Genomic DNA, 12083 nt, shown 5'->3' with positions numbered 1-12083 from the left:
CGGCCCGCGACGAAGGGGGCCCCGTGAACCCCGCCGAGACCGCCGCCTCCGGGCCGCTGCTCCTCGCCTTCGGCGTCGCCGCGCTCGCCGGGCTCGTCTCCTTCGCATCCCCGTGCACCCTCCCCCTCATGCCCGGGTACGTCTCCTACGTGACCGGCATGAGCGGCACCGAACTGCGCGGCGACCGCCCCGCCGACCGCCGCATCGGACGCGTCCTCACCGGCGCGCTCCTCTTCGTCGCCGGATTCACCGCCGTCTACACCGTCCTCGTCTTCGCCCTCCAGAGCGCCGGACGCGCCCTCCTCCAGAACACCTCCGTCCTGGAGACCGTCGCCGGGATCGTCATGATCGCCATGGGCCTCATGTTCATCGGCCTCATCCCCACCCGCGGCGGCTTCGCCCCCACCTGGCGGCCCGCCGTCGGCCTCGCCGGGGCGCCCCTCTTCGGCGCCGTCTTCGCGCTCTCCTGGATCCCCTGCACCTCACCGGTCCTCGCCGCGATCACCAGCCTCGCCGTCGTCCAGGACGGCACCGCCCGCGGCGTCGGCCTCATGATCGCCTACTGCGCCGGGCTCGGCGCCCCCTTCGTGCTCTTCGCCGTCGGCATGCACCGCCTCGCCCGCGCCCTCGACTTCCTCAAGCGCCACGGCCGCGCCATCTCCATCGCGGGCGGCGTCATGCTCGTCGCCGTCGGCCTCATGCTCGCCACCGGCGCCTGGGGCGACTTCACCAACTGGCTCAGGGCCACCGTCGGAACCGGGGTGAGCGCCCTGTGACCGCCACCCTCACCTCCCAGCCGCGCAAACCCAAGGCCGCCAAGCGCTTCCGCGCGTTCTGGCGCCGCTGGTGGCACCAGCTCACCGCCATGCGCACCGCGCTCATCCTCCTCCTCGCGCTCGCGCTCGCCGCGATCCCCGGGTCCACGTTCCCGCAGCGGTCCATCAGCACCGTCGACGTCACCGCCTACTTCGACGAGCACCCCGACCTCGCGCCGTGGCTCGACCGCCTGTGGGCCTTCGACGTCTACACCTCGCCGTGGTTCTCCGCGATCTACCTGCTGCTCATGATCAGCCTCGTCGGCTGCATCGTCCCGCGCCTCCGCGTCCACTGGAAAGCCCTGCGCGCCAAGGTCCCCGACGCCCCGCAGCGCATGTCGATCCTCCCGTACCACCGCGTCCTCGACGCCGGGGCCGACGCCAACCAAACCCGCGCCCGCGCCGTCCTCAAGCAGCGGCGCTGGCGCACCGAGGTGCGCGAGCACGAGGACGGCACCGTCGTCATCGCCGCGGAGAAGGGCTACCTGCGCGAGACCGGGAACCTGCTGTTCCACACCTCGATCATCTTCGTGCTCGTCGGCGTCGCCGCCGGGAGCCTCATGAGCTGGTACGGGAACCGCATCCTCTCCGAGGACAAGGCGTACTGCAACAACCTCCAGCAGTACGACGAGTACGGGCTCGGCGCGTGGGTCGACGAGACCGACCTCCCGCAGTTCTGCGTCACCCTCGACGAGTTCGACGCCGAGTTCACCAACGGCGGGCCCACCGCCTTCGACGCCGACGTCACCTACGAGACCACCGGCGACGGCGGCGAAGTCGAGTCCGGCGAGTACGACCTCAAGGTCAACCACCCGCTGAACATCGACGGCACCAACGTCTTCCTCATCGGCCACGGCTACACCGCCGTCGTCACCTACACCGACCGCTACGGGCAGACCCAGACGCTCCACCAGGAGTTCCTGTCGATGGACGCGGCCCTGAACTCCGAGGGCGCGTTCAAGTTCCCCGACGTGAACGTCGACCCCGCCACCGGCGCGGTCGACCCGGACGCCGAGGTCGGCTTCGACGCGATCCTCGTGCCCACCTTCGATGACTCGACCGCGATGCTCCTGGGCTCCGACCCCGAGCTGAACAACCCGGTGCTCGCGCTCACCGCGTACACCGGCGACCTGGGCCTGGGCGACGGCCTGCCCGAGTCGGTGTACTCGATCAACGAGGACCAGATCGCCTCGGGCGAGCTGGAGCAGGTCAACGACGACGTCGAGGTCATCGGCGTCGGCGACGCCATGACCCTCCCCGACGGGACGACCCTCACCTTCGACGGCGTGGAGCAGTACGCGGTCCTCCAGGTCCGCCACGACCCCGGCGGGCCCGTCGTCCTCGCGGGCGCGGTCCTGCTGCTCCTCGGCCTCCTGCCGGGGCTCGCCGTGCGCCGCAGGCGCTACTGGATCCGGTGGAACCCCGACGGCACCGTCGAGACCGCCGGCCTCAACCGCAACGACTTCGACGGCCTCGACGAGGAGTGCGACGAGCTCACCGCCGCGATCGCTCCCGACTACGAGCCGCCGGGACCAAGTACCGACAGGAGTGACCAATGACCGGTGCCGAAGTCGCGAACGCCCTGTTCGTCGCGACCATCGTCGTCTACGCGGCGGCGATGTTCTCCTACGCCGTCGAATACGCCTTCGACAAGCGCGCCCCCAAGCGCGCCAAGGCCCTCGTCGCCTCCGGCGGCGGAGGCGGTATCGACGCTGACGCCGACGCCTCCGACGAGGCGCCGACCGAAGCCCCCATCAGCCCCGCGGCCGCCCGCGGCGCGGGCCGCCTCGGCCTCGTCCTGACGTTCCTCGGCACCGCCGCGCTCCTCGCGAGCATCGTCGTCCGGGTCGTCTACACCGGACGGTGGCCGTGGGGCAACATGTTCGAGTACACCGTCGGCGTCGCCCTGGCGGGCATGACGACCTGGCTGATCCTCGTCACCCGCGGCTCGGTCCCGCGCCGCCTCGGCCTCTTCGCGACCTTCGCCGTCACGATGGTCCTCGGCACCTCGGTCCGCGTCTACACCGAGGCCGGACCGCTGGTCCCCGCCCTCGACTCGTACTGGATCATCATCCACGTCACCGCCGCCATCTGCGCCTCCGGCATCCTCCTCATCGGCTGCGTCTTCGCGATCCTCCACCTCCTCAAGCGCGCCCACGACCGCCGCGTCTCCGACGGCAAGCCGGTCCGCTTCCCCGTCAACATCGCCGAGCGCCTCCCCGACGCGACCGCCTTGGAGCGCTTGACGTTCAAGATCCACGTCTTCGCGTTCCCGCTCCTCACCTTCGGCATCATCGCCGGATCGGTGTGGGCCCACCTCGCGTGGGGCCGCTACTGGAACTGGGACCCCAAGGAGGTCTGGGCCTTCATCGCCTGGGTCGTCTACGCCGCCTACCTGCACGCGCGCGTCTCCGGCCGCTCCGCCAAGGCCAACGCCCCCTGGATCGCGATCCTCGGCTACGCGGTCATGCTCTTCAACCTGACCGCCGTGAACCTCGTGTTCGGCGGCCTGCACTCGTACGCGGGAGTCTGAGGACTTCTCCGCCTGACACCGATCGGGCCCCCTTGCGCGCCAGTGCAAGGGGGCCCGATCGCATCATGAGGCCGCACAGCATCAGGTCGTGTGGTCATGCGGTCATGTGGTCGTGTGGTCAGGTGGTTGTGCAGTCACGCAAGCGGGTCGTTCTCGTCCTCGAACCGGGCCAGACCCCAGACGTCCTCGTCCTCGGTCAGCCACGTCTCCTGGCCTTCACCGTCCTCATCGCCTGCGGCACCGGGCCTTCCGCCCGCACCGCCGGCCATCATCCCGGCGCCGCCCGCGGTCTTCCCGAACAGCCCCTGGCCCTTCCCGAGCCCGGCCCCACCGGCTTTCGCGCCAGCACCGGTCCCGGCACCGCCTCCGGCCGCGGGCCCGAACAGCCCCATCCCGGAACCGATCCCGCCGCCGACGCCGCCACCGGCACCACCACCTGGCAGCCCGCCACCGGCGCCACCCCCGGGCAACCCGCCCGACCCCAGCCCGCCACCGGCGAGACCGCCCGACGGGTCGTCATCGCTCCCGGCGTCGTCGGGGGACCAGGATGGCACCGTTGAGGTGGTCGTCCCCTCCCCGAACTTGGTCGTGGTCGGCGGCGGGGTCATCCCGCTCGACCCGGTACTGGTCGGGGAGCCGTTGAAGTCCCCGCCGCTGGGCGGCGAGTACCCGCCGCTGTCGAGGTCGGCGCCCGATTCGCGGAAGGTGGTGTCCTGCACGGTCTCCACGGAGGGTGTGAACTCCTGGGCGGCTATCTCGGCGTCTTCCCAGCGAGCCAGGACGGTGTCGTTCTGCTCGGCCGCGCGCGATTGGAAATCCTGGGAACCGGCGTCGTAGTCGCGCTTCGCGCGCTCATCGCCGTCTTGGGTGGCGAGCTGCTCGGCCTGGGGGCGCAGCTCCTCCTCGGTGGCCTCCGGGTGCTCCCGCTTGAGCCGTGCGAGGTGGCGCTCGGTCTGGTCGGTCACGTACTGGCCGAGCTCGTTGGCGTAGTCGCCGTCGAACCCGCCGAGTTCCATGGCGCGGTTGGCGGAGTCGTCCTCGCCGTCCCACGAGCATCCGTCGGTGATCTCGCAGTCGCCGTCCTTGAAGGGGACCCGGTGGTGCACCGTCGGGTCGGAGAAGAGGCCGCCCTCGTCCTCGACCCAGTACTGCGGCGCGGGGTAGGGGAGTTCGTACGACTCGCCGCCCTGGAGGGCGAAGATCTCCTCGGCCTTGAACTCCAGGAGCCCGATGAGGCCGGAGGTGTTGTCGCCGATGTCGGCCTGGATCTGGGCGCAGTTCGCGAAGACTGTCTCCATCTGCTCGGCGAACGCGTCGAAGTCCTCGCCCTGCCAGCCGTTCGCCAGCTCGGTGAGCTTCTGGTCGAGGACCTTCGCGACGCCTTCGTTCTCGTCGAGTGCGAACTGCTGGTTGAACTCGATCCAGTGCCGGGAGATCTCCCGAAGCGCGAGATCGTCCTCGTTCATGGGGCGCACCTGCGCGACCAGTCCCCGGACCTCTTCAGGGGTAGGGGCGGCGGTGCCCGCGGCGACGCAGGTGAACCGCTGGACCTGCCCGGTGACGGGGATCGCGGACACGAGCTTGATCCAGGCCTCTTCGAAGGTCGTGTTCGTGTTGGTGCAGCTGGAGTTCGAGCAGGGCGTCCGGTTGCGGTACACCGCGTTCGCGGAGGCGTCCTGGCCGCTGATCTCCTCCTGGCCGGTCACGCCTCCGTAAGTTTCACCGGCGAATTCGATGTCGCCCATGGTCACTGCACCTCCGCTATCTTCGCGTTCACGGTCTGCTCGACCTCTGCCGCGTAGGTCCCGGCGAACCACTCTTCGAGTTCGTCGCTGGTGAACGAGTAGGCGGGTTCGCCGTCCTCCTCGCCGAAGTTGTGGTCGTAGTTCAGCTGGATGTGGAGGACCCACTGGCCGCTCTGGCCGATGACCTCCAGGTAGTGGGCGTTGGCGCTGCCGGTCCACCCGTAGAGGACTCCCTGGTCCCAGCCGCCTTCGAGCGGCAGTTCGACGAGGCCTTCGCCCCCGGACCCGCTCGACTGGGCTGCGGCCGCGCGCTCCTCGTACGCCGAGGCGGCCTGGTCGGCGCTCTCGGTGGGCACGAGCTTGACTTTGAGCTCGCCGCCGCCGCCGAAGTTCACGTAGTCGCCGCCGCTGGTGATGTTGAGCAGGCTTCCGCAGCCCATGGCGTCCGGGTCGAAGGTGTTGCCCAGCTCCGAAGGTCCTGGTTCGCCACCTTCGGCGTTGGTCCCGCCCCAGCCCTCGATGGCCATCTCGTCGGTGATCGGCTGGAGGTTCCCCAGGATCTCGCAGACGTTCCAGGCGGACATCGCCGCGTACACGGGATTCTCGGCTGCGGCGTCCGAGCCGTCGTCGGAGGCGTCCGCCCCGGTGTTGCAGGCGGACAAGAGGAGTCCGGCTGCGACAGCGGCGGTGCAGGTCTTGGCGAATCGGTTCATGGTGACGGATTCCTAGCTGTCGTCGGTCGAGCCGGCGGTGTTCAGGTGGTTGACGTTCAACTCTTCGGACTCCATGTGGAGTCCCATGGCGTCGTTGATCGTCACGATCGCGCCGTACAGGTCCTGCCGGAGCTTCTGGAGGTTGTTCCAGACCTCCTCGTGCGCGTCCTTGTAGTAGCGCCTGGCGTCCTGCGACGATTCGAGCAGTCCGAAGCCGGGCTCGTAACCGAGTACTTGGCCGGGCAGCAGCATCTCGGTCAAGGTCGTCACATGGTTGAGCCGGTTCACCAGCTCGTCTCGGAAGGCTTCCAGGTATGCGGGATCGAGGATCCGTTGGGCCACGACGGGACCTCCGGGGGTGAATCGGGATCATTTGCACTGAACCTCATGGTATCGGCTCGTCACTGATCGTGTGGTACACCGAAACTCGGTCGGGCGCAGGAAATCGACGGTGCGTAGCCGCGCATATATATAAGGTGTAGCGCGCGACGGCCCCCGCTCGGATGAGCGGGGGCCGTCGCGCTGCTTGACGTGGTGCGGGCGTCAGTGGCCGCGGCCGTTGTTGCGGGCGGCTCCGTAGCGTTCGGCGGTGACGTCGAGGTCGGCCTGCTGGAAGGAGCGCTGCGGGCGCGGGTGGTCGGGGACGATGCGCGGGATGTCGTCGTGGCCTTGGGGAGCGGGGATCGGGGCGGTGGCGGGGCGCTGGTCGGGGACGTAGCCCGCGGTGCGCTCGGTGCGGTTGCGGACGCGGCCCGGAGTGCGGGGGCGGTCCTGCTGCCGCTGCTGCGCGCGGGTGCGGTCGACCTGGATGGCACCGGTGGCGGTGGGGAGGGGCTCGTCGTCGTCGACGTGGATGCCGAGCTGCTCGCGGCGGCTGACGGTCTTCGGCGTGGTCCCCATGAGCGCGAACAGGAGCACGATGATGCCGAGGGTCGCGACGCCGAGGATCGGGAGGATCAGCATGATCGGGTCGATGCCCTCGACGGTGTCGCGGCCCTGGTTGTAGAGCGTGACGCGGACGCCGGCCATGCCCGTGTAGTGCATGCCGCACACCGCGATCGCCATGACCACGGCCGCGGCGGTGTGCCACTTCCAGCCTTCGAGGTACATGCCGCAGAACAGGGCCGCGGTCGCGGCGACGACCGCGATGACGACCGAGGCGATGAAGTAGGTCTGGTCGTGGGTGATGTGGCCGGAGACGTTGATCGCGGCCATGCCCGAGTAGTGCATGACGACGACGCCGAGGCCGGTGAGCGGTCCGGCGATGAGGATCTTGCCGACGGTGCCGCGGCTGCCGGTGCCCGCGACCAGGAGGCCGAAGAACACGGAGCCGACGGAGGCGACGAGGCTCAGGAAGGTCTTGAGGGGGTCGTAGGCGATGTCGGACTCGACGACCTTGAAGCCGATCATGGCCGTGAAGTGCATCATCCAGATCGCCGTGGCGCCCAAGGAGAACGAGGCGAGGGCGATCCACTGGACGCGCTTGCGGGCCGCCTTCACCGTGCCGTCCTGGCTGCGCGCCTGCGTCATGCACATCAGCGCGAGGATCGATCCCGCGAAGGCGAACCCGAACGACATGATCGGGTTGATCCACCCATAAGTGAAGTGACTCACATGTTCCATCAGTGGTCTTCCTCCTCAGGCAGATGCCCGTATCCGGAATGTTGCGCGATTGGGATCTGCGCGGTTTGAAACCTATACGACTACTGTCCGGCTGCATCCGCAAGACGGACAGTTGCACTAGGACGGTCATTTCGGTCGACGCGGTCGAGGTTCGGCGAGGCCAGGACGCCGAACACCATGCCCACGATCGCGATGAGCGCCAACAGCATGATGGGAAGCAGGAGGATCAGCGGGCTGATCCCCGCGACGTTCCCCCGCGCCGGGCCCTCGACCTCGACGGCGGCCATGCCGGTGTAGTGCATGCCGACGACGGCGACGCTCATGACGGCCGCGGCCAGGGCCATCGAGCCGCGGCGGTCCACGACCGCCGTGAAGCGCAGCGCCACCGTGGACGCCACCACCGCGACGGCGGCGGAGGCCGCGACGAGGACCGGGTCGTAGACGACCCGCCCGCCCGTCGCGACCGCCGCCATGCCGGTGTAGTGCATCCCGACCACGCCGGCGCCGCAGAGCAGCCCGCCGAGCAGCAGGCGCGGCCAGCCAGCGCGCCTGCCGCCCGAGACGGACAGCCCGGTCCCCACGGCGAGCACCGCGAGCCCGAAGGACAGGGCGGTGAGCGCGGGGTCGTACGCGATGTCCGCACCGGTGACGGTGAAGCCGATCATCGCGATGAAGTGCATCATCCAGATGCCGATCCCGCCGATGGCCAAGGAGGCCATGAGGGTCCAGCGCAGTCGCGACCCCCGCGTCGCGGCGGCGCGGGCGTAGCGGGAGGCGGTCAGTCCGAGGAAGGACCCGGCGGCGGCGAAGGCGAGGCCCATCGCCGGATTGAGCCAGCCGTATGTGAAGTGGTGGTGCTCTAGGGTGACCGCGAGCGGGTCCATGGGGTTACCTCCTGGAAGGCGTTGTGGGTCAACGGTGCCTCAACGGGGGGTGGAGTCTGTCGCACAAGAAGTGCGAGTTGTCCGGGAAGCGGCGGCGGATATGGAGGATCTGTCCGGAAGGCGTGCTCGCATGGACGCGGTGGGTGAGTGGACTAAGGTGGCGAAACGGTCGCTACCGACCGTGCTCGCACTGCCGCGCAATGTATCGACGGCGGTGATTTTCTGTGGACGGGGCCGTTGGTCTGAGCCTCATCGTCCAAGTAGTCGCTTTTCTTGGCCGGACGGCCGAATACGGAGTAGGCGTGTGTCCGAAATACCAGGCTTTCTTGAGATTCGCCCGGTAACTCGGTGCGAAACGGGGCCGAGTTCAGTACTCCGGTACGCCCCTGGATTTCGCCGCCCTGATTCGTCATGATGGAATCTGCTGGGCTTCACATGCCGAACCCCCGCCGCCCCCGGCGGCAGGACGGCAGCCGGCGCGCGCCGTCGGCCCGAGACCGAGCCCGGCCCGGCACGGGCCCGTCGGTCTGACACAGAGGACCACCCCAGGAGGCTAGACAAGGTGAGCAAGCGCAGCTCGAACCGTGCGGGTTCAGCGGCTCGACGAGGACCGCTCGGCCTGCCCCGCATCGCCGACATGCGAATCCGGTCCAAGCTGGGACTGATCCTCCTCGTGCCCCTCATCGTCCTGGTGGCGGTCGCCGGCCTCCGCCTGTACGACCTCGCGGACCGGGTGTTCGAGTCCGACGACATGGTGAATCTCGTCGAGTTCAACGCCGTGACCGCCGAACTCCGCTACGACCTCCAGGTCGAGCGGTCCCTGCTGGTCACGCACCTCCGCATCGGCGACGACCACGTCGCGGACATCGACCCCGCCCAGTACGACGAGGCGGCCGTGGCCGCCCAGCAGGCCGAGACCGACGACGCCCTCGCCCAGTTCAACGAGAAGGCCGACGGACTCCCCGACGTCTCCGACGACATCTCCAACCGGATCGACGCGGTCCGGACCCAGTACGAGACGCTCGTCCAGATCCGCCAGGCCGCCGCCGACAGCCCCGACGGCGTCTCCATCGACCAGACCTCCCGCGTCTACCAGCGCCTCGTCGCCGAGCTCGTGACGATCACCGACATCTCCTCGCGCATCGTCAACGACCCCGAGATCGCCCGGAACCTCCAGGCCATCGCCGCCGCCACCACCGTCCTGGAGACGCTGGAGGAGGAGCGGTCGATCGCGATCAACGTCGGCAACGGCAAGAACTTCATCAACAACACCCGCTGGCAGAACTTCATCGCCTTCGCGAAGCTCCGCGAGACCGCCGAGGACGAGTTCAAGACCGTGGCCGACCGCGACGAGCAGCTCGCGTTCTTCTTCAGCCCCGGCGGCCTGAACACCGGCGAGGCCGAGGCGGCCCTGACGTTCGAGAACGCCGCGGTCAACGCGGGCACCGCGAAGCCCCTCGAAGTGAACGCGGCGGTCATCGACTCGTACAACGCGATCCTCGAAAACGGCCTCGACTACATCAACGACGAGTCCGAGCAGGTCCTCGAAGACGCCCGCGCCGACCTGAACGCGCAGATCTTCCAGCTCCTGCTCGAAGCCGTGCTCATCCTCGCGGCGTTCGTCATCGCGACCGTGGTCGCCCTGCTCATCGCCCGCAACATGGCGACCGGGCTGCGGCGCCTGCGCGAGGGCGCGCTCGACGTGGCGCACGTGTCGCTGCCGCAGGCGGTGGCGCAGATGCGCGACGCGGAGACGATCGGCAACCGGACGCCGGACGAAGTCGCCGCCGACACGGGCGCGGTCATCGACATCGACCAGCGCGACGAGATCGGCAACGTGGCGCACTCGTTCAACATCGTCCACACCGAGGCGATCCGCATCGCGGCCGAGCAGGCCGCCCTGCGCGCCAACGTCTCCCAGATGTTCATCAACCTGGCCCGCAGGTCCCAGAACCTGGTCGACCGGCTCATCGGCCACCTCGACCACCTGGAGCGCGGCGAGGAGAACCCGGACCGCCTGGCCGAGCTGTTCCAGCTCGACCACCTCGCGACCCGCATGCGCCGCAACGACGAGAACCTCCTGGTGCTCGCCGGCGCGGACTCCACCCGCCAGGAGCGGTACCCGGCCCCGGTCGGCGACATCCTCCAGGCCGCCCAGTCCGAGGTCGAGCAGTACACCCGCATCGAGTTCGGGTCCCTGGAGGCCGAGCGGGAGATCCGCCCGGCCGCCGTCAACGACCTCGTGCACCTCATCGCCGAGCTCATGGACAACGCGACCGCGTTCTCCCCGCCGGAGTCCCCGGTCCTGGTCGAGGCCGAGCAGCTGCGCACCGCGGAGAGCCCGCAGGGCGCCATCCGGGTCCGCATCCACGACGTCGGCATCGGCATGCCGCCCGCGCAGATCGAGGACATCAACCGGCAGCTCTCCGAGTCCGCCGACGTCATCGACCTCGCGTCCTCGCGCATGATGGGCCTGGTCGTGGTCGCGCGCCTCGCGAAGCGCCACGAGGTCCACGTGGAGCTGCGCCCCGGCGAGCACCGCGGCACGGTCGCGGAGGTCATCCTCGGCGAGGCCGTCCTCACCGAGGCGAAGCTCCCCGAGCGCGGCCTGCGCTCCGGCGTGCCGCTCAACGGCTCCGCGCCGCGCGGCGAGCTCCTGTCGGGCATGGAGTCCACCGGCGCCCTGCCGCGGGTCCCCGAGAGCCCCGCGGGCCTGTTCGACACGGCCGCGCCCCAGGCGCCGCACTCCCCGCCGCCGCCGCAGCCCACGCCCCCCGCGTGGCAGCCGAGCGCCCCGCCGATGCCCTCGCGCCCGAACAACGCGCCGCCGCCGGTCGAGCCCGTCACGGGCGAGTACCCGACCCAGCGCCAGCCGCAGCAGTCGTTCCAGCCGCCGTTCCCGCAGTCCGCGCCCGCGGACGAGGAGCCGGGCTTCATGTTCCGGCCCGGCGGCCTCGCCGACGAGCGCAAGGCCAACGGCAAGGTCATGGAGGTGACCGGGGAGATCGTGTCCTCGGAGCACGTCGCCCTGCCGAAGATCCAGCTCGAAGCGTGGACCCCCGAGCCCGAGCCGGCGCCCCCGTCGTGGCCCGACGTGGCCGCGGCCCCCTCCGGCACCGAGGCGCCCCGCGCCGCCCGCCGGGACCGCGTGTCCGCTCTGGACGCGACGACGGAGCTCCCGATCTTCCGCGAGGTGGAGTCCGCCTGGTTCAAGGCGGTCACCCCGGCGCCCAAGAAGGTCGAGGAGGGCGCCGCCCGGGTCGAGGACGCCCCCGAGTCGTCCCTGCGGCCCGCCCCGGCCGCGGAGGTGGCGGACGCAACCTCGCCGCGCTACGCTGACCAGTCAGGTGCGGCCGAGTCCCCCGCTCCGGCTTGGGACGCGGCGCCGCCCTCCCCTCCGCAGCCCACGGAAGGCCCGACCATGCAGCACACCCCCGCCGCCGACGAGTCGCCGGCCGCTGCCCCGGGCCCGGAGCGCCGCCGCCTGACGTCCCCCGAATCCGACACCGGGTCCTACGCCTGGCGCACCGCCGCCGACGACGGCTGGTCGCGGGTCGACAACGCCTTCGCGGAGACCATCGACGAGACGACCTCGGTGGGCCTTCCCAAGCGCCGCCCCATGGAACGCCTCGTTCCCGGCGCGGTGGAGGAATCTCAGGAGACCGTCAGCGCGCAGAAGCGCAACCCCGAGGGCATTCGGGGCCTGCTGTCGGCCTATCACCGTGGGGTGCAGCGAGGACGTGGCAATGACGGCAACTGAGTCGCTGATC

General features: G+C 70.0%; 9 protein-coding genes. 4 read left to right on the top strand and 5 right to left on the bottom strand.

The window, feature by feature from the left end; translation table 11 throughout:
- Positions 1 to 23 precede the first annotated feature (23 nt).
- From B0I28_RS12135 to ccsB, 3 genes are read left to right on the top strand one after another with little or no spacing between them, the layout of a single operon-like run.
- Positions 24 to 776, top strand: coding sequence for a cytochrome c biogenesis CcdA family protein (locus tag B0I28_RS12135; protein WP_106364094.1), 753 nt, complete (start codon positions 24 to 26; stop codon positions 774 to 776).
- Positions 773 to 2374 (top strand): cytochrome c biogenesis protein ResB, encoded by a 1602-nt coding sequence (resB, locus tag B0I28_RS12130; protein WP_245888956.1) that lies wholly within the window; start codon positions 773 to 775, stop codon positions 2372 to 2374. The genes B0I28_RS12135 and resB overlap by 4 nt, the downstream gene beginning before the upstream one ends.
- A complete protein-coding gene (ccsB, locus tag B0I28_RS12125; RefSeq protein WP_106364093.1) occupies positions 2371 to 3348 on the top strand; it encodes a c-type cytochrome biogenesis protein CcsB in 978 nt (325 codons plus the stop codon). The genes resB and ccsB overlap by 4 nt, the downstream gene beginning before the upstream one ends.
- A gap of 134 nt (positions 3349 to 3482) precedes the next feature.
- On the opposite strand, the gene B0I28_RS12120 is transcribed toward ccsB, so the two are convergent.
- From B0I28_RS12120 to B0I28_RS12100, 5 genes are all read right to left on the bottom strand, one after another.
- A complete protein-coding gene (locus B0I28_RS12120) occupies positions 3483 to 5093 on the bottom strand; it encodes a hypothetical protein (RefSeq protein WP_106364092.1) in 1611 nt (536 codons plus the stop codon).
- Positions 5094 to 5095: 2 nt separating this feature from the next.
- Positions 5096 to 5806 carry a hypothetical protein gene (locus B0I28_RS12115; RefSeq protein ID WP_106364091.1) on the bottom strand — a complete coding sequence of 237 codons (711 nt, stop codon included), beginning with the start codon at positions 5804 to 5806 and terminating at the stop codon, positions 5096 to 5098.
- A 12-nt stretch (positions 5807 to 5818) separates the two neighbouring features.
- Complete coding sequence (locus B0I28_RS12110) at positions 5819 to 6148, bottom strand: hypothetical protein (RefSeq protein ID WP_106364090.1); 330 nt, start codon at positions 6146 to 6148, stop codon at positions 5819 to 5821.
- A gap of 201 nt (positions 6149 to 6349) precedes the next feature.
- A complete protein-coding gene (locus B0I28_RS12105) occupies positions 6350 to 7429 on the bottom strand; it encodes an MHYT domain-containing protein (protein ID WP_106364089.1) in 1080 nt (359 codons plus the stop codon).
- Between the two features lie 80 nt (positions 7430 to 7509).
- Positions 7510 to 8313, bottom strand: coding sequence for an MHYT domain-containing protein (locus B0I28_RS12100; RefSeq protein WP_106364088.1), 804 nt, complete (start codon positions 8311 to 8313; stop codon positions 7510 to 7512).
- Between the two features lie 637 nt (positions 8314 to 8950).
- On the opposite strand from B0I28_RS12100, the gene B0I28_RS12095 reads away from it, so the two are divergent.
- Positions 8951 to 12073, top strand: coding sequence for a sensor histidine kinase (locus tag B0I28_RS12095; RefSeq protein ID WP_106364087.1), 3123 nt, complete (start codon positions 8951 to 8953; stop codon positions 12071 to 12073).
- Positions 12074 to 12083 lie beyond the last annotated feature (10 nt).

Source organism: Glycomyces artemisiae (assembly GCF_003002955.1).
GTDB lineage: Bacteria > Actinomycetota > Actinomycetes > Mycobacteriales > Micromonosporaceae > Glycomyces > Glycomyces artemisiae.
This window is presented reverse-complemented; position numbering and strand designations above follow the sequence as displayed.